Source organism: Solimonas marina, from assembly GCF_012241385.1.
In the GTDB taxonomy this organism is placed as follows: Bacteria; Pseudomonadota; Gammaproteobacteria; order Nevskiales; family Nevskiaceae; genus Solimonas; species Solimonas marina.
Genome location: NZ_JAAVXB010000015.1, coordinates 14,819 through 32,259, shown reverse-complemented (window position 1 = coordinate 32,259; position 17,441 = coordinate 14,819). Strand labels below are relative to the sequence as shown.

At 63.4% G+C, this 17,441-nt stretch carries 15 protein-coding genes and 2 riboswitches; of the genes, 12 read left to right on the top strand and 3 right to left on the bottom strand.

The genetic code is table 11. The features are described 5' to 3' along the window. Positions 1-138: 138 nt before the first annotated feature. From G7Y82_RS19185 to G7Y82_RS21790, 3 genes are read left to right on the top strand one after another with little or no spacing between them, the layout of a single operon-like run. Entirely contained in the window at positions 139-1,785 is a 1,647-nt protein-coding gene (locus G7Y82_RS19185) for an FMN-binding glutamate synthase family protein (protein ID WP_168149749.1), read from the top strand. Next, the gene (locus G7Y82_RS19180; RefSeq protein ID WP_168149748.1) at positions 1,782-2,282 is read left to right on the top strand and encodes an acyl-CoA thioesterase; all 501 of its coding nucleotides are present in this window, start codon (positions 1,782-1,784) and stop codon (positions 2,280-2,282) included. The genes G7Y82_RS19185 and G7Y82_RS19180 overlap by 4 nt, the downstream gene beginning before the upstream one ends. Further along, complete coding sequence (locus G7Y82_RS21790; protein ID WP_366515700.1) at positions 2,279-2,581, top strand: Rdx family protein; 303 nt, start codon at positions 2,279-2,281, stop codon at positions 2,579-2,581. Before G7Y82_RS19180 ends, G7Y82_RS21790 begins: the two co-directional genes overlap by 4 nt. A gap of 9 nt (positions 2,582-2,590) precedes the next feature. Here G7Y82_RS21790 and G7Y82_RS19170 read toward each other — a convergent pair whose 3' ends face one another. From G7Y82_RS19170 to G7Y82_RS19160, 3 genes are read right to left on the bottom strand one after another with little or no spacing between them, the layout of a single operon-like run. Continuing rightward, positions 2,591-3,538 carry a cupin-like domain-containing protein gene (locus tag G7Y82_RS19170; RefSeq protein WP_168149746.1) on the bottom strand — a complete coding sequence of 316 codons (948 nt, stop codon included), beginning with the start codon at positions 3,536-3,538 and terminating at the stop codon, positions 2,591-2,593. A 48-nt stretch (positions 3,539-3,586) separates the two neighbouring features. Next, positions 3,587-4,024, bottom strand: coding sequence for a DUF3293 domain-containing protein (locus G7Y82_RS19165; RefSeq protein WP_168149745.1), 438 nt, complete (start codon positions 4,022-4,024; stop codon positions 3,587-3,589). Beyond that, entirely contained in the window at positions 4,021-4,530 is a 510-nt protein-coding gene (locus G7Y82_RS19160; RefSeq protein WP_168149744.1) for an alpha/beta fold hydrolase, read from the bottom strand. The genes G7Y82_RS19165 and G7Y82_RS19160 overlap by 4 nt, the downstream gene beginning before the upstream one ends. A 34-nt stretch (positions 4,531-4,564) precedes the next feature. Here G7Y82_RS19160 and G7Y82_RS19155 point away from each other — a divergent pair, with 34 nt between their 5' ends. The 9 genes from G7Y82_RS19155 (at position 4,565) to G7Y82_RS19115 (ending at position 17,377) form a co-directional block, all read left to right on the top strand. Next, complete coding sequence (locus G7Y82_RS19155) at positions 4,565-4,888, top strand: hypothetical protein (protein WP_168149743.1); 324 nt, start codon at positions 4,565-4,567, stop codon at positions 4,886-4,888. Beyond that, the gene (locus G7Y82_RS19150; RefSeq protein WP_168149742.1) at positions 4,885-5,178 is read left to right on the top strand and encodes a hypothetical protein; all 294 of its coding nucleotides are present in this window, start codon (positions 4,885-4,887) and stop codon (positions 5,176-5,178) included. The genes G7Y82_RS19155 and G7Y82_RS19150 overlap by 4 nt, the downstream gene beginning before the upstream one ends. 52 nt (positions 5,179-5,230) lie before the next feature. Beyond that, entirely contained in the window at positions 5,231-6,640 is a 1,410-nt protein-coding gene (locus G7Y82_RS19145; protein ID WP_168149741.1) for an alpha/beta hydrolase family protein, read from the top strand. 33 nt (positions 6,641-6,673) lie between these two features. After that, positions 6,674-7,795 (top strand): beta-ketoacyl-ACP synthase III, encoded by a 1,122-nt coding sequence (locus G7Y82_RS19140; RefSeq protein WP_168149740.1) that lies wholly within the window; start codon positions 6,674-6,676, stop codon positions 7,793-7,795. A 20-nt stretch (positions 7,796-7,815) separates the two neighbouring features. After that, positions 7,816-9,687 carry a signal peptide peptidase SppA gene (sppA, locus tag G7Y82_RS19135; protein ID WP_168149739.1) on the top strand — a complete coding sequence of 624 codons (1,872 nt, stop codon included), beginning with the start codon at positions 7,816-7,818 and terminating at the stop codon, positions 9,685-9,687. A 9-nt stretch (positions 9,688-9,696) separates the two neighbouring features. Further along, the gene (locus tag G7Y82_RS19130) at positions 9,697-10,590 is read left to right on the top strand and encodes an alpha/beta fold hydrolase (protein WP_168149738.1); all 894 of its coding nucleotides are present in this window, start codon (positions 9,697-9,699) and stop codon (positions 10,588-10,590) included. Then, positions 10,587-11,366 carry a glutamate racemase gene (gene murI, locus G7Y82_RS19125; RefSeq protein WP_168149737.1) on the top strand — a complete coding sequence of 260 codons (780 nt, stop codon included), beginning with the start codon at positions 10,587-10,589 and terminating at the stop codon, positions 11,364-11,366. The genes G7Y82_RS19130 and murI overlap by 4 nt, the downstream gene beginning before the upstream one ends. Before the next feature lie 86 nt (positions 11,367-11,452). Further along, positions 11,453-11,547, top strand: a riboswitch (glycine riboswitch). A gap of 401 nt (positions 11,548-11,948) precedes the next feature. Then, positions 11,949-13,589: a peptidase dimerization domain-containing protein gene (locus G7Y82_RS19120; RefSeq protein ID WP_206370885.1), complete on the top strand. Its 1,641-nt coding sequence runs from the start codon at positions 11,949-11,951 to the stop codon at positions 13,587-13,589. A gap of 521 nt (positions 13,590-14,110) precedes the next feature. Then, positions 14,111-14,209: riboswitch (glycine riboswitch) on the top strand. A gap of 465 nt (positions 14,210-14,674) precedes the next feature. Beyond that, positions 14,675-17,377 carry a TonB-dependent receptor plug domain-containing protein gene (locus G7Y82_RS19115; RefSeq protein ID WP_168149736.1) on the top strand — a complete coding sequence of 901 codons (2,703 nt, stop codon included), beginning with the start codon at positions 14,675-14,677 and terminating at the stop codon, positions 17,375-17,377. Positions 17,378-17,441: the final 64 nt, after the last annotated feature.

Here is a 17,441-nt window from a genome sequence, read left to right as displayed (position 1 = left end):
CCTGACAGTACGCGGCGTTTACGCGTCAAGCTCCTGCGGAGCGACGTCAAAAAGCGTCGCAGGAAATTTTTTCGCAAATTTTTTGTCAGTTCAGCTTCGACCCGTTATACAGACCGCGCACTCGATCAAGGAAGCCTGATGCGACTGAATTCGTTGCTGCCGTCACCACGTGCGGTGGCCCCCCTGCTGGCGACGCTGGCTCTGCTGCTGTCGCTGGCGGCGGCGCTGCTGTTGAGCCCGGATTGGTGGATCGCCGTGGCCATGTCCGGCGCGCTGTGTGCGCTCGGCATTTACGATGCCATGCAGACCACGCACGCGATCCGCCGTAATTATCCGATCGTCGGCAACATCCGCTGGCTGGTCGAGGCCGCGCGCCCGGAGCTGCGTCAGTACCTGTTCGAATCGGACACCGAGGCGACGCCGTTCTCGCGCTCGCAGCGTTCGCTGGTCTATCAGCGGGCCAAATCGGTGGAGGACGCCCGGCCGTTCGGCACCGAACAAGATGTCTACAGCGCCGGCTACGAGTGGATCAACCATTCGATACAGCCGCGCAAGCTCACCGATACCGATTTTCGCGTGACCATCGGCGGTGAGCGCTGCACCCAGCCGTACGAGGCCTCGCTGCTGAACATTTCGGCGATGAGCTTCGGCGCGCTGTCGGCCAATGCCATTCGCGCACTCAATCGCGGTGCGCAGAAGGGGCGGTTTGCGCATGACACGGGCGAGGGCTCGATCAGTCGTTACCATCGGCCGGAAGAACAGGGCCAGCCCGGCGGCGATCTGATCTGGGAAATCGGCAGCGGCTACTTTGGTTGCCGTGACGCGCAGGGCCGTTTCGATGCCGACAAGTTCACCAAGCAGGCCCAGGGCACGCAGATCAAGATGATCGAGATCAAGCTGTCGCAGGGCGCCAAGCCCGGCCACGGCGGCATGCTGCCGGCACCGAAGGTGACCGCGGAAATCGCCGAGGCGCGCGACGTGCCGCAGGGCCAGGACTGTATCTCGCCGGCCGGGCACTCGGCGTTCTCGACGCCTGCGGAACTGCTGCAGTTCATTGATCGCCTGCGCACGCTGTCCGGTGGCAAGCCGACCGGCTTCAAGCTCGCGCTTGGCCATGCCTGGGAATTCTTCGGCATCTGCAAGGCGATGCTGGAGACCGGGATCCTGCCGGACTTCATCGTCGTCGACGGCGGCGAGGGGGGCACCGGTGCGGCGCCGGTCGAATTCACCGATCACATCGGTACGCCGCTGCAGGAGGCCTTGCAGTTGGTGCACAACACGCTGGTCGGTCTCAATCTGCGTGACAAGATCCGCATCGGCGCCAGCGGCAAGATCATTTCGGCGTTCGACATGGCGCGGGCGCTGGCTTTCGGCGCCGACTGGTGCAATGCGGCGCGCGGCTTCATGTTTGCTCTCGGCTGCGTGCAGTCGCAGAGCTGCCATACCGACAAGTGTCCGACCGGCGTCGCCACCCAAGACCCGCGTCGTCAGCGCGCGCTGGTGGTGCCGGACAAGGCCGAGCGCGTCTACAGTTTCCACCGTCACACGCTGCATGCGCTTGGCGAGCTGGTCGGCGCTGCCGGTCTCAAGCATCCTAATGACCTGCGACCGCATCACATCGTGCGGCGCGTATCCCACAACGAGATTCGACTGGTGTCCACGCTCTACAAATTCCTCGAACCTGGCCAGTTGCTGCGCAATCCGACCGCGCACTCGGTCTACGAGATGTACTGGCCGATGGCCTCGGCACACAGCTTCGATCCGCAGGGGCTGGCCAGCCCATGAGCGATTTGCCTGGGGTGTCGGCCGGTGATGTGTCCATCGATCCGGCCGGCGAGCCGATCTGGGATGTGCAACGGCCATTCGTTGAAGCGGCGACGATTCGCGACGAGGACACCGATCGCTTCAAGCACACCAACAACGTGGTCTATCTGTCGCTGCTGGAGCGCGTTGCCTGGTCGCATTCGGTGCATTTGGGTATGGACTTCGAGGCCTATGAGCGGCTTGGTGCGGGCTGCGTTGCGCGCCGTCATGAGCTCGATTATCTGGCGCCGACCTTCGCCGGCGACACGCTGTGGCTGGCGACCTGGATTCACGAGAACGATTTCCGGCTGACGATGTGGCGCCACTACCAGATCATTCGCGCATCGGACCGCAAGACGGTGCTGCGCGGTCGCACACAGTGGGTCTGTGTCGACATGGCCAGTGGTCGGCCGCGGCGCATGCCGCCGGAGTTCAAGGTCTATCAGCCGTGGCCGAGGGCTGCGGAGGCGGCGTCGTGAATGGCGAGCCCTTTCATCGCGTCGAGATCGAGTACTGCACGCAGTGTCGGTGGCTGCTCCGCGCGGCCTGGATCGCGCAGGAACTGCTGACGACCTTCCAGGATCAGCTCGGCGAGGTGGCGCTGCGGCCGGGTCAGGGCGGCGCGTTCCGCGTCCGTCTCAACGGCGAACGGCTCAGCGATCGTGCCACCGACGGTGGCTTTCCGGACCTGCCGCTGCTCAAGCAGAAGATTCGTGATCGCGTGGCGCCGGAGCGCGATCTGGGCCACAGCGACCGCAAGCCGACGGCCGGCGCGTAAGCCAGCGCGCTAGCGCCAGGGGCGCGGCGCCAGTCCTTCGTGGACGCGCATCGCCAGGCCGGCAAGATGGCCGTACAGGCGCAGGCTTTCGGCCTTCCAGCGCGCGCTGTCGCGGCGCCGATAGGCGACATTGTCGGCAATGAATTTCGGCCAATTGCTGGCGGTGAGGGCAACACCGCCGTAGGCGATGCACGGGCCGCGAACCACGGTGTAATGCCACCAGCCGGCCGGGAAGAAGATCGTTTCGCCCTCGCGCAACACGGTGCGGTACGGGCGCGCGGCGGCGAACAGCGGGAAGCGGCACCAGTCCGGATCGGCGGGGTCGTCGATGCGCGACAGCTTGGGGTTGTCGCGTGACGGATACATCAATGAGGTCTGCTCGGGCGGGTAGAGGAAGAATTCCTTGTCGCCGCGAATCTGCGTGATGTGGCCGTGCAGGAACAGGGCGTCGTAGTGCAGTCGGCGGAACACCGAGCCGCTGCCGCCGAAGAACAACTCGTGCTGCCGAGTGCCGGCCAATAGCGCGCCGTGCATGAGCGGGTGTCCAAGGCGGTCGATGCGGCCGAAACGCGGTTGCGGCTGAACATCGGCAATGCGCTCGGCAAAGCCGTCGCGCATGTCGAAGCTGAACGGGCAGGGCAGCGGATGGTCGGCGGTTGCCGTTTCCATGCCATCGAGATACTCGGCGAGCGTCCAGCGCCGGCCGTCAATCTCGGTGGTGACATCACCGTGGTGGCGACGAAAGAAATCCGGGGTCCAGCGTTGCCGGGCCGGCCAGTGCGCGGCGGCGTCCGGAATGACGACCGGCAGATCGGCGAGGATGTAGTCCTCGATCAGATGCTGCGTCTCGGTGATCGAGCAGCGGTCTATCGCTTGTGAGCGGCGCGCCGGTGGCTCATAGATTTCTCGGGGCGCATCGTCGTGCAGTGCGGCGCCGGCGTCCGTCTGGATATCCATTTGCTGTTCCCGGTGAAGACCGGGTCACGCTAAGCGCCGCCGCCGGATTCAACGATCTGTCTTTGGTCCGGGCGTCCAGATCAGTTGCGGCGCGTCGCCGAGCTGGCCGTGGACCAGCGCGCTTTGTCCGAAGGCCTGCGCCAGTGCGGCGATATCGTGCAGGTCGGCGTCGAACACGCAGTAGCCGCGTTCGGGCCAGCTGCCATCGTCGGCGTCGGCCAGGCTGTCGGCGTACGCCCACGCGCGCGCGTCCAGTTCGCGTTGCAGTGCGGCGTGGCGGGCGTCGTTGTCGGCTGCCGGTAGCGCGACCGAGCCGGGGTTGCAGGCGCTGATCAGCGTCCAGTGTCTTCGGCAGCCGGCGGCACGCAGCGCATCGTCGTGCGCCGGGTCGACGGCGCCGATGCGGCGCTCGAACGCGCCGCTTGGCAGTTCGATGCGGTAGCGCGCCAGCCGATAGGCCGTTTCCAGGGTGTCGCCGTTCGTCACGACGCGAGGACGTCACGCAGCAGGCGATCGAGCAGCAGGTCGAGCATCTCGAGCTGGTCGTTGAGCGCGTGGTCCGAGTCGAGGATGTGCAGGTTGGCGCTGTGCGTCTGCGCAAAGCGCTGCGCCTGTGCCAGCGGCACGATGCTGTCGTGCCAGCCGTGTACGACGCAAGACGGCTTGGGAATGCCGCGCGGCTCGCCGTCCCAGCCCGGAAACGGGAAGTACACGGCCGGCGCCATGAGGAACAGGCCCTGCGGCCGCAAGGCCTCGCAAGCCATCGCCGAGACGTAGCCGCCCATGCTCGAGCCGACCAGTACCAGGCGCCGCGCCTGCGGCTGCAGCGCGACCAGCTGGGCGATGCGCTCTTGCGGGTCCTGCGTGTGTCTATAATCCGGACTGATCACGGCGAAGCCGCGGCGTTCGGCGGTTTTCGCGAGGTGCGTGATCTTGATGCCCCAGGGGCCGCTTTCCTTGCCGTGCGCGAAAACCACCAGATTTTCGTTCATCGCAGCCATGCACCGAAAATTAGAGAGTCGCCGGATGATACGCAAAGCCAAAGAGGGGACTGAGGCGAAGCCGGAAGCGACACCGCGCCGCAAGCGCCGTCGGCGCCGCAACGAGCCGCTCGACGTGCAGCTGACCGTACGCTTCAATTTCGGGGCCGAGCCGGACGATCACGTGACGGTCATCGACAATCGCAGCGTGCCGATGGTCGGTGGCCTGCTCGCCAACCGCGACCGCATCATGCGCGGTTTCGTGACGCTGCTGATGCGCACGGCGATGATGCAGCCGCGCGTGGCGCGCGAGCTGTTTCCGCTGTTGATGCTGCCGGCGCGCCGCCGGGCCGCCGCCAAGCGTTCATGAGTGCACTGAATCTGCTCAACGCCGTGCTGCTGGCGCTGTCGGCGACGTTTGCGTTGACGCTGGGTGTCGTCGTGCTGTTGTACGGGTTTCACCTGGATGCGGCGCCCCGCTTGCGCGCCGAGTGGCACGTCGTTTCGCAGCTGGCGAGCGTGTTCGTGCTGTTGACGGCCGTGGCCGCCGCCGCGTTCTGGGGGCAGTGGCGGCAGCGGCAATGGCGCTGGCCGGCGCAGTCGGCGCTGTGGCTGGCGCTCGGCGGCAGCGGCTGGTGGATGCAGCGCCTGCTGGCCTGAGCCGCGGCGGACCGCCCGAATTCATCTTCAAACCTTAGGATCAACACCTCTTATGGAATATCCCAAGCCTCGCCAATGGGACCCGCTGAGCTGGGTGCCGATCATCGCCGGCCTGTACTGGCTGCTCGCGCACGATGGCGCCGGCTGGCTGATCTTTGCGGTCGTGCCGGGCGCGATGTTGCTGGCTTCCGGTGTGTCGTTGCTGCTGACACCGGGCGATTCGCGCACGGTCAGTCTGATGTCGGCCGGTGCGGTGATCGGTCTGTTGTTCACGTTGCCGGCCTGGGCGGTCAGCGACTTCGGTTCGGCATTCTTCTGCGGGCTGCTGTCGTTCGGCAGCTTCCTCGCGGCGGGCCGTGCTGCCGTCCGCCGGGCGCCGCTGTACCTGGGTGCGACCGCGCCGGACATCTCGACGCGCATGGACATCAAGGTGGCGACCGACGAGGCCGTGCTGGGCTATTTCGTCGGTACCGCCAAGCTGCCGAGTGGCGATGCCGCGCTGCGCACCTGCGAAGACTCGCTGCGCATGGAAGAGGTGATCAAGCAGCATGGCTGGCACGACGCGCCTGCCGAGATGCATCCGGCGCCGCCGGCGCCCGATGAGACCTACGTCGATCGCGGCCGCATCTACGGTGCCGAGTTCGAGATCCTGCGCTTCGACAGCGCTTACGTGCCGCCGGATGATCTGCCCAATGCCACGACGTGGAAAAGCCACGTCAACAATGCCGAATGCCATGTGCGCATGCTGCGCCATCCCGGCAAGCCGCGGCCCTGGCTGTTGTGCATCCATGGCTACCGCATGGGCACGCCGTGGATGGATATGGGCCTGTTTTCGCCACGCTGGCTGCATCAGCGTCTGGGTCTGAACATCATCCAGCCGGTGTTGCCGCTGCACGGTCCGCGCAAGATTTCGCTACGTACCGGTGATCACTATCTGGACGGCGACCTGACCGATCTGGTCTACGCCGAGTCGCAGGCGCTGTGGGATCTGCGCCGGACGCTGGCCTGGCTGCGCCAGAATGATCCGGGTGCGCGGGTCGGCGTCTACGGAATCTCGCTCGGCGGCTACAACGCGGCGCTGCTGTCCGGCTACGACGCCGATCTGGACTTCGTCATCGCCGGTATTCCGGTGGTCGATCTGGCGCAGGCGCTGTGGTCCGTGGCGCCGCCGGCGCATCGCGCCTATTTCGCCGAGCATGGTCTCGACGAGGCCCGCTACCGCAGCATCCTCAAGCCGGTGTCGCCGCTGTCGCAGGCGCCACTGATCGATCGCGAGCGCTTGTTCGTGGTGGCCGCGACGGCCGACCGCATCGTCGTGCCGGCGCATCCGCTCGCACTGTCGCAACACTGGAACGTGCCGGTACAGTGGTATCAGGGTTCGCATCTGTCGGTCCGGGGCGAACACGAGGTCCGCGATACCCTGAAAATGGCGATGTCCAGAGCCAATTGGGCGGTGGAGTAGAATCGCCGCCTCTTTGCAGAATAGTCCGTCATTATGAAAACAGCCGCGATCACCGGCAGCGGTCTCTTCACGCCGACCCAGTCGATCTCCAACGACGAACTGGTGGCCTGCTTCAATGCCTATGTCGAGCGGTTCAACGCCGACCATGCGGCGGCCATTGCTGCCGGCACGGTGGCAGCGATGGCGCCGTCGAGCAGCGAGTTCATCGTCAAGGCTTCCGGCATCAAGTCGCGCCATGTGATCGACAAGATCGGCGTGCTCGACATCGAGATCATGCGGCCGCGCATTCCGATGAGAGGCAACGAGGAGCTGTCGGTGCTGGCGGAAATGGGCGTGGCGGCGGCCCGGCAGGCGCTGGACCGTGCCGGCCGCACGTCGGACGACGTCGACTTCGTGATTGCCGCCTGCTCGAACATGCCGCGCGGCTATCCGGCGTTGTCGGTGGAAATCCAGAACGCGCTAGGCATCAAGGGCTATGCCTACGACATGAACGTGGCCTGCGCGTCGGCGGCGTTCGGTATTCAGGCCGCTGTCGATGCGGTGCGGCTCGGGACGGCGCGATCGGTGCTGGTCGTCAACCCGGAGATGTGCAGCGGCCATCTGAACTGGCGTAATCGCGATTGCCACTTCATCTTCGGCGACGCGGCGACGGCTGTGCTGGTCGAGCCACTCGACACCGCGGTGTCGAACGACAAGTTCGAGGTGCTTGGCACCAAGCTGGCGACGCAGTTCTCGAACAATATCCGCAACAACTTCGGTTTCCTCAACGAGTGCGAAGTCCCGCAGCGCAGCTGGGACGACGTCCTGTTCCGCCAGGAAGGCCGCAAGGTCTTCAAGGAAGTGGTGCCGATGGTCGCCGAGCTGCTGACCGAGCACCTCGGCTCGCTGGACATCGCGCCGACTGCGGTGCGGCGCTTCTTTCTGCATCAGGCCAACCTGAGCATGAACGAGCTGATCGCGCGCAAGGTACTCGGACGTGATCCCGGCCTCGACGAGGCGCCGGTGATTCTCGATGAATATGCCAACACCAGCTCCGCAGGCTCGGTGATTGCATTCCACAAATATCACGACGATCTGGCCACCGGCGATGTCGCCGTGCTCTGCGCCTTCGGTGCCGGCTATTCGGCCGGCTCGGTCGTGATGAAGCGTATCTGACGCCAAGGACCTGACGATTTATGAGTGACAAGCCGCGTTCCATCCTGGGTCGCCTGTTTCATCTGCTGTGGGCGCTGGTCAGCGGGTTTCTGAAGCTGATCGTGATCGTCGTCGTCATCGCCGGACTGGCGCTGACCTGGCTGGCCCTGCGTGGTGGCCATGGCGTCAGCGTCGAGAACAATGAGCCGCTGGTGGTGGCACCAAGTGGTCAGCTGGTCGACCAGGTCGACGAAGACCCGGGTACGCGCTTCCTGCAGAACGTCAACGGTCAGCCGCCGTCGCAGTCGTCGGTGCATGACATCGTCGAAGCCTTCGAGCTGGCCAAGAATGACCCGCGTATTCCGTTCGCGGTGCTCAAGCTCGACGGCCTGACCGGGGCCGGTTTGCCGCAGCTCGAGGAAATCGTCGCGGCGATGAAGGATTTCCAGAAGTCCGGCAAGAAGATCATTGCCTGGAGCCCGTCCTACGATCAGTCGTTCTATTACGCCGCGGCGCAGGCCGACGAGGTCGTGATGGACCCGATGGGCAGCGTCTCGATCGAGGGCTTCAGTCTCTACACCAACTACTTCAAGGACGCGCTCGACAAGCTTGGCGTCGACGTTCACGTCTTCCGCGTCGGCGAGTACAAGTCGGCGGTTGAGCCGTACACGCGCAACGACATGTCGCCGGATGCGCGCGCCGCCAATGTCGCCTGGTTGGGTGATCTGTGGACCGAATACGGCAAGGGTATTGGCGAAGGCCGCAAGCTGGCGCCGACGGCAACCAACGACTACGTCAACGGCTTCGTGCAGGGCATGAAGAATTACCAGGGCGACGCCGCGGCCTATGCCAAGGCCAGCGGACTGGTGACCAGTGTCGAAACCCTGGATCAGTTCCGCCAGCGTATCGGCGCCAAGGTCGGTATGGACGACGATATCGGCAGCTTCCGCCAGATCCACTACCTCGACTACCTGACTGCGGTCGGTGGTGAAGCTGAGAAGCAGCGCAAGGCCGCGGCCAAGGGCACCGTCGCGGTAGTCTTCGTCCAGGGCGAGATCGTCGACGGGCCGGGCGATGTCGGCCAGGCGGGCGGCGACACCATCACCGATCTGCTTGATCAGGCGCGCCGTGACGACGATGTGTCGGCAGTCGTGCTGCGCGTCAATTCGCCGGGCGGCAGTGTCTGGGCATCCGAGCAGATTCGACGTGCCGTCGATCGCCTGAAGACCGACGGCAAGCCGGTCGTGGTGTCGATGTCGACGCTGGCTGCCAGCGGCGGCTACTGGGTGTCGATGGACGCCGATCAGATCTTTGCGCACGACACGACGATCACCGGCTCGATCGGCATCTTCGGCATGATTCCGACCATCGACCGAGGCCTGGCCAAGCTGGGCATTCACACCGATGGCGTCGGCACGACGGCGCTGGCCGGGGCGTTCGCGATGGACCGCCCGTTGTCACCGGAGGTTGGCGAGATTCTGCAGGCGCAGATCGACAAGGGCTATCGCGACTTCATCGGCGGCGTGTCGAAGGCGCGCGACATTCCGGTCGAAAAGGTCAACGAGATCGCACGTGGCCGCGTCTGGAGCGGTGAGCGGGCCAAGCAGCTCGGTCTGATCGACCAGATCGGCGGTCTGCCGCAGGCCGAGGACGCGGCGGCCAAGCTCGCCGGTCTGGGCCCCAAGGACTACGACGTCGAGCCGATGTCGCCGAAGCGTGACTTCGCTACCGAAGTGCTGTCGCGCTTCTCCAGCGAGATCAGTCTGGCGTGGGTGCCGTCCGGCGTGCGTGCCTGGCTGCAGGCCAGCAGCGCGCAGAGCGAGCTGACGCACATGCTGTCGTCGTTCAACGACCCGCAGGGCATGTATGCGCGCTGCTTCTGCACGCCGGAGCAGGACAGCCGGCGTCACTGAGTCTGCCGCATGCCGTCCGTCCGGATTGATGACGTCGAGCTGCACTACACCGAGGTCGGTGCCGGCACGCCCTTGCTGCTGGTTCACGGTCTCGGTGGCAGCTATCTCGACTGGGAGCACCAGATCCCGTACTTCGCGCGCCATTACCGTGTGATCGCCCCCGATCTGCGCGGATTTGGCGACAGCGACACCGGGCGCCGCCTGTTCAGCATCGAGCGCTTCGCGCGCGACGTGATCGGCCTGGCCGACGCACTCGGCCTGCGGCGTTTCCTGCTCGTCGGTCACTCGATGGGCGGCGCCGTGGCACAACAGCTGACGCTCGATAATCCGGGCCGGGTGCGCAAGCTGGTGGTGGCCAACAGCATGCCGCTGTTCCAGCCGCAGACTCGTCGGCACTACATCGAGTTCGCGTACCGCTGGGTGGTCATGGGGCTGCTCGGGCCGGCGCGGCTGGCGCGAATCGGCGCGAACCGCATGTATCCCGGCGATGAGCAGGCTGCGGCGCGCGAGGCCAGCGCCGCGCGGGGTATGCGGACTTCGCGCTACAGCTATCTGGCGGCGCTGGCGGCATTGGGCCGCTGGTCGGTGCTCGAGCGGCTCGGTGAGCTGCGCATGCCGGTCCTCGTCGTCGCGTCCGAGAACGACTACTACACGCACGAGGAAAGCGTGCAGTTCGCCCATGCGCTCCCGCGCGGCCGCTTGCACACCGTCAAGGCTGCCCATCATGGTCTGCCGGCCGAGAAGCCGGCCATCTTCAATGATGTCGTCGCGCGCTTTTTGCGCGCGCCCCATAAGCCGCTGGGTGCCGCGCATGGCGCTGGCGAACGTCGCGAGGCGGCGGCCGAGCTCGCGCATTGCTCGCCGGATCCGGCGCCGATGCCGGACGCGCTGCTCGGCGAATGAGCAAGGCGGCACCGATCGGCATCTTCGACTCCGGTGTCGGCGGCTTGTCGGTGCTGGGCGAGATCCGCCGCCTGCTGCCGCACGAGCCGCTGCTGTATTACGCCGACAGCGCGTATTGCCCGTATGGCGCACGGACGACCGACGAGCTCGTGACGCGCGCGACGGCGATCACCGATGAACTGCTGGCGGCCGGCTGCAAGCTGATCGTCGTCGCCTGCAATACGGCGACGATCGCCGCGATCGAGCGCCTGCGCGCGACCTATCCGCTCAGCTTCGTCGGCATCGAGCCCGCCATCAAGCCGGCGGTCGCGCACACGCGCAGCGGCGTCGTCGGGGTGTTGGCGACCGGCGCGGCGCTGGCCGGCGAAAAATTTCTGCGGCTGCACGCCCAGCATCGGGGCGACGTGCGTGTCGTGACGCAGCCATGCCCGGGCTTGGTCGAATTCGTCGAGCGTGGCGAGCTGGACAGCCCGCAATTGCGCCGCCTGCTCGCGCAATACCTGGAACCGTTGCTCCAGAGTGGTGCGGATACGCTCGTTTTGGGATGTACCCACTATCCATTTCTGCGGCCGGTGATCGCACAGCTGGTCGGTCCCGGGGTCTGTCTACTCGACACCGGCGCGGCGGTTGCACGGCAGACGCAACGGGTGCTCGAGCGCGAAGCATTGCTGGCGCCGCCTACGCAAAGCGGTCAGTTCGAGTGGCGGACCAGCGGTGAGCGCGGCGCGGTCACGCCGGTCGTTGAGCGACTGTTCCGGATGTCAGAGGGGCGTTAGCGCAAGCGGCTGGCACGCTTAATGCGGGAGTTTCAGCGGCTTCGACTGGGGGTTATTCCTCTTGTCGTGGCAGGGGATGTAAAAAATCCAGTTTCGCAGGAGAAGGGCAACCGCCACGGCGGGTGTCTACCGAAGGCGCAATCTCCCATAAACGCTCAGGTACCTGTACTGCGAGGCTGATGTTGCCGTCTGAAGAGTGACGCACGCGCAAAGCGTGGGTCCGCCGAAGAAGCAACGTGGCGCCGGATGCGCTGCGGAATCTTTCAGGCTCCAGGACAGCGGGAGCGGCAAACGACCCGAGGCCGGGTTCTTTGTCGCTTTTCGTAACGCTGATCTGGGGATGGCGATGCACGGATTCCACCGAAATGCATGCAGTCCGAGCTTGCCGCCGGCGCGCGGCGGTCGGCTGCGTCCGTCGGTGTCGACCCGACAGATTGCGTCTCGCGAGAGCTTCATTGCGACGCGCGCAAACTTCGTTTTTCCCAGGTTCGCGGCTTCCTTACTTTTTGTGCAATCCGTTTTAGTCTTGAAGCGTCGTACGACGGGAGAGGTCGCGCGGTGCCGCACCTGGGGATTCATCGAATGTTGAACAAGACCATCACTGCCGCGCTCAGCGGCGTCTGCATGCTGGCGATGCCGTTGCTTGCGCGTGCGCAGGCGAGCGAACTCAGCGACGCTGATCGCGCTGAACTGAAGCAGGAGATCATCGCCGCCATCGACAAGAAGGCGAAACTCGCGCAGGTGATGAACGACGAGATCTTCAGCTACGCCGAACTCGGCTTTCAGGAATTCAAGACGTCGGCGTATCTGACCGGCCTGCTGAAGAAGAACGGCTTCTCGATCGAGCCAGGTATCGCCGGGATCCCGACTGCATGGATGGCGACCTGGAGCAACGGCGAGGGTGGTCCGGTCATTGCGCTGGGTTCCGATCTCGATTGCATCCCGAAGGCATCGCAGAAGCCCGGTGTTGCCTATCACGACCCGATCGTTCCTGGCGCGCCAGGGCATGGCGAAGGACACAACTCCGGCCAGGTCGTCAACATCGTTGCCGCACTGACCGTGAAGGACTTCATGGTCAAGCACCACATCAACGGCACGATCAAGATCTGGCCGGGTGTTGCGGAAGAGTTGCTTGGCGCCAAGGCCTACTACGTTCGTGCGGGGTATTTCAAGAACGTCGATGCCGTGCTTTATTCGCACGTCGGCACCGGCTTCGGGACCAGCTACGGCAGTCCCGGCATGAGCGGCATGGTGTCGGTCAAATACAACTTCCACGGCGAGGCTGCGCATAGTGCCATGGCGCCATGGCGTGGGCGCAGTGCCCTCGATGCGGTTGAACTGATGGACGTCGGCATGAACTTCCGGCGCGAACATCTGCGCTTGTCGCAGCGCACGCATTACGTGATCAGCAACGGCGGCGACCAGCCGAATGTCGTGCCGCCGGAGGCCAGCGTCTGGTACTACTTCCGCGAAACCGATTACGCGCACATCAAAGGTCTGTGGGACATCGGCAACAAAACGGCGCAGGGCGCCTCGTTGATGACCGATACGAGCTGGGATGAAACCGTACTGGGTAGCGCCTGGCCCGGGTATTTCAACAAGCCGATGGCGGAGGATGCCTACGAGAACATCAAGCTCGTCGGCATGCCGAAATGGTCGGCAGACGATGAGACGCTGGCCAAGGGTTTGCAGAAAGAACTGAACCTGCCGCAGACCGGTCTCGGCACCAGCGTCATGCCGTTGCGTCAGCCGCTGCCGCCCGAGCAGAACTATGGTGGTCCGTCGGACGACATCGGCGATATTTCCTGGAATGTGCCGACCATCGTCCTCAGCTATCCCGCGAACATCCCGAACGTGACCTTCCATCACTGGTCGGCCGCGGTTGCGATGGCGACGCCCATTGCACACAAAGGCATCGTTGCGGGGGCCAAGGTGCAGGCGATGAACCTGCTCGATCTGATGACCGAGCCGAAGTTGTTGGCCAGCGCGCATGACTACTTTGACAACGTGCAGACCAAGGACATCAAGTACACACCTTTGCTGCGTCCTCAGGATACGCCTGCCATTCACTCCAATGAGGCGACGATGGCAGAGTTTCGTCCGGCCATGGAGAAGTATTACTACGACCCGAAGAAGTACGACACGTATCTGGAGCAGCTCGGCATTCACTATCCGACGCTTCGCAAGGTCGGTACGGATACGGTTGGCGGCAGCGATAGCTGATTGCGGCAAAACCGAAGAAGGCGGCCGCAACGCGGCCGCCTTTTTTGTGCGCCGATCATGAATTTCAAAAAAGTAGACGAATATCTTCGCTTTTTCTGGATGTTTAAAATTTCGGACAAATTGTCATTTTTATCTACAGACAAGAAACTGACATTCAGTTTACGTAGAGACGAAATTTAACGAGATAAGGGCGATATCAGGACTGCCAAGCCTTGCCCGGCATGCGATTTTTCCCTGCTATTTATTGGGGATTGGTGCACGTCTTCGTGCAATGTGACCAAAATGGAACATGAAACTGTTGTCAGTTTATGGGGCCGCAGCCTCAGCGCGATCTGATCTCGATGAGTGCTGTCGCGGCGATGGCTGAAAGCACCGAAATTCCTCCTGCGCAACGCAGGAAAAGATCATGATCATGTGATCTTTCGCATTGGCTGGCACGCTTCGTGCTCCTCGGTCATACCGATCGAATTTGCTTGTTCATGTCTGGGGAGTCACGACCAAAGCGTAAGAGATCACTTAAATACTGTTTCGCAGGAGAGAGAAATACCGGTGAAGTTCCGGTTTTCCGCCGAAGGCGCAATCTCCCATAAACGCTCAGGCACCCGTACTGCGAAATTGGTTGATGCCGTCTGAAGAGAGACTCACGTGCAAGGTGTGAGTCCACCGAAGGAGCAACGCACTTGGTGGTCGTGCGGAAACTCTCAGGTACCAAGACAGCGGGAGCGGCGAACAACGATCCAAAATTTGGGTCGCGCCGTTCTTGTTCTTGTTCTTGCGACTTCATGGGGAAGGCAATGAAAGCTTTTGCAAACGCGGTAGCAGATGTCTCCTTGAATCGACGTGCCGCGTCGATCGAGGGTCCCGGTAACCTCGCGCTGATCCCGAAGATGATTCGTGGTGCCCGTCATGCTGCATGGCTGGGTGCGACGTCGATCATGTGGGTAGGCGCCGCTCACGCTCAGGCTGCTGCTGAAAAGCCTGCTGCGCCTGTGGAAGTCGCGCAGGCTGCGACTCCGACGGAAGTGGCGCAGGCTGGCGCGCCAACCGAAGTTGCGCAGGCGGACAGCAGTGGTGATGACTCAGGCGTGGCCGAGGTCGTTGTCACCGGCTCGCGCGTTCAGCGCGCCGGATACGAAGCGCCGACACCGCTGACGGTGCTGGGCACGGAGGACATTCAGGCCGCTGCGCCGGCCAATGTCGCTGACTTCGTCAACACGCTGCCGTCGATTACCGGCAGCCAGACAGCCTCGACCTCGTCAGGCTCGCTGAGCTACGGCCTGGCCGGCATCTCGGCGATGAACCTGCGCGCGCTCGGTGCCGGCCGCACGCTGGTGCTGCTCGACGGTCAGCGCTCGGTGGCGTCGTCGGCGACCGGCCTGGTCGATACCAACACATTCCCGGAAAGCCTGGTCAAGCGTGTTGAGGTGGTGACCGGCGGTGCATCGTCGCAGTACGGTTCCGATGCGGTCGGCGGTGTCGTCAACTTCATCCTCGACAAGGAATATTCGGGCGTCAAAGGCTCGGTCGAGTACGGTCAGTCGTCGACCTACGGTGGCCCGAACCGCAAGCTGACGCTGACGGCCGGCACGCCGTTCGCCGAAGGCAAAGGCCATGTGCTGTTCAGTGGTGAAGTCTTCAGCCAGAACATCCTGACCAACGTCAATCCGACGTGGAATCAGAATGGCCGCCACATCATGAACAACCCGGATACGTCCGATGGTGCCCCGTATTATTACGTCGGCAACCATATCGGTGTGCGTACCTATACGCCGGGTGGTCTGATCACCTCGGGCAATCTGGCGGGCACCTATTTCGGAAACGGCGGCACGATCAACCAGCTCGATTACGGCGCCTCCACCGGTTCAGGCCTGTGGATGCAGGGCGGTGATTGGGAGTACACCGGTTCGTCCATTGCCGGCACTAACAGCCTGCAGCCGTCCGAGCATCGCCAGAACGTTTTCGGCCGCGTCAGCTATTACGTGCTGCCGGAGACCGAAGTGTTCGCGCAAGCGTCGTACGCACGCTACAAGGGCGAGAGCTACTACATCCGCGGGCCAATGACCGCGACGATTCAGTCCGACAACGCGTACCTCCCGTCGGATATCGCAAGCGCGATGAGCAGCTCGTCCTTCAGCATGGGGCTGGGCATGGCCGACTTTGATGCGTCCGGTACGCACAACGGCCGTTCGGTGCAGCGCTATGTGGTTGGCGGTGACGGCAAGTTCGACATCTTCAAAAAGTCGTTCACCTGGAATGCCTACTATCAAAAGGGCGTTGCCAACACCGACGAGCATGAGACGCCGACGTACAACAAGACCAACTTGGCGTACGCGATCGATTCGATCGTTGACGACAACGGCGACATCGTCTGTCGTGACGAAACCGCCCGCGCCGCAGGTTGTGTGCCCTTCAATCCGTTCGGCGTTGGCGTGTCGAGCCAAGAGTCACGCGACTACATCATCGGTGATCCGCGGCGCACACAGCAGTTCAATCAGGATGTCGCGTCGGTCAGCTTCAATACCAATGACATCGAAGGTTGGGCGGGCCCGATTTCGGTCGCGTTCGGTGGCGAATGGCGTGTCGAATCGATGGACGGCGATGTCTCGAAGTATTTCCTCGACACCGTCGGCCAGTGGAAGTACGGCAACTACGTCGTCTCCAAGGGCAGCTACAACGTCAAGGAAGCCTTCGTCGAAACGGTCGTGCCGATCATGAAGGGCATGGATTTCGACGGTGCGTACCGTCGCACCAACTACAGTGTTTCGGGTGGCGTCAACACCTGGAAGCTGGGTCTGACCTATGCGCCGATCGACGACATCAAATTCCGCGCGTCGCGTTCGCGTGATATCCGTGCGCCGAACCTCAGCGAGCTCTATTCGGCCGGTACGGCACTGACGAACTCGGTCAACTTCTACAACTCGGCAACGGATACGACCGACAACTACACCTACTACCAGAAGCTGACCGGCAGCAAGGACATCAGCCCTGAAGTCGCGAATGCCTCCGGTTTCGGTGTGGTGTTGCAGCCGCGCTGGGTGCCGGATCTGGCGTTCTCGATCGACTACTACCAGGTCAAGCTCAAGGGCGTCATTGACTACCTGACGGCGAGCCAGATTGCGCAGTACTGCGGCTACAACAATCAGTATTGCGACCAGATGCACTGGGCGAACGATGTGGTCGGCAGCACGCTCGACGAAATCGACCTGTACTATCAGAACCTGAACAAGATGATCTCGCGCGGGGTCGACTTCGAAGGTTCGTACCGAGTGCACATGGGTGATTGGATCAGTGGGGCGGGCAACCTCGACCTGCGTGCGATGGCGACCCACTACATCACCAACACCACCGACGACGGTACGACGGCGATTAATGAAGCGGGTGCAAACGGTGGTTCGACGCCGGACTGGCTGTATCGCCTGACCGCGACGTACAAGCAGGCCGGGTGGATCTACAACGTTACGGCGCGTGGTGTCAGCAAGGGACATATCGACAACTCGTATATCCAGTGCTCGAGCGGTTGCTCGTCGGACACGGCGTCGGGTTACTACACCATCAACGACAATCATGTTCCGAGCTGGTGGATCTTCAACGCCTCGCTGACGCGTAGCTTCGCGCTGGCCAGCGGTGAAGGTCAGGTGTTCGTTGCCGTCAACAACCTGCTGGGCCGTGATCCGCCGGTGATCGGCAATCTCGGCTACGAGAACTCGCCGGGCTACCTGCAGACCAATCGCACGCTGTACGACGTGATGGGTCGCACGTGGCGCATGGGTGTGCGCTTCTCGTTCTAAAGGGTGAGTTGCTGAAGTAGAGCGAGGGCCCGTCCGCGATGGTTTCGCGGGCGGGCTTTTGCTT

Coding starts and splice junctions, on each gene's coding strand:
- G7Y82_RS19185 (WP_168149749.1), top strand. CDS start 139: ATGCGACTGAATTCGTTGCTGCCGTCACCACGTGCGGTGGCCCCCCTG.
- G7Y82_RS19180 (WP_168149748.1), top strand. CDS start 1,782: ATGAGCGATTTGCCTGGGGTGTCGGCCGGTGATGTGTCCATCGATCCG.
- G7Y82_RS19170 (WP_168149746.1), bottom strand. CDS start 3,538: ATGGATATCCAGACGGACGCCGGCGCCGCACTGCACGACGATGCGCCC.
- G7Y82_RS19160 (WP_168149744.1), bottom strand. CDS start 4,530: ATGAACGAAAATCTGGTGGTTTTCGCGCACGGCAAGGAAAGCGGCCCC.
- G7Y82_RS19155 (WP_168149743.1), top strand. CDS start 4,565: ATGATACGCAAAGCCAAAGAGGGGACTGAGGCGAAGCCGGAAGCGACA.
- G7Y82_RS19150 (WP_168149742.1), top strand. CDS start 4,885: ATGAGTGCACTGAATCTGCTCAACGCCGTGCTGCTGGCGCTGTCGGCG.
- G7Y82_RS19145 (WP_168149741.1), top strand. CDS start 5,231: ATGGAATATCCCAAGCCTCGCCAATGGGACCCGCTGAGCTGGGTGCCG.
- G7Y82_RS19140 (WP_168149740.1), top strand. CDS start 6,674: ATGAAAACAGCCGCGATCACCGGCAGCGGTCTCTTCACGCCGACCCAG.
- sppA (WP_168149739.1), top strand. CDS start 7,816: ATGAGTGACAAGCCGCGTTCCATCCTGGGTCGCCTGTTTCATCTGCTG.
- G7Y82_RS19130 (WP_168149738.1), top strand. CDS start 9,697: ATGCCGTCCGTCCGGATTGATGACGTCGAGCTGCACTACACCGAGGTC.
- murI (WP_168149737.1), top strand. CDS start 10,587: ATGAGCAAGGCGGCACCGATCGGCATCTTCGACTCCGGTGTCGGCGGC.
- G7Y82_RS19120 (WP_206370885.1), top strand. CDS start 11,949: ATGTTGAACAAGACCATCACTGCCGCGCTCAGCGGCGTCTGCATGCTG.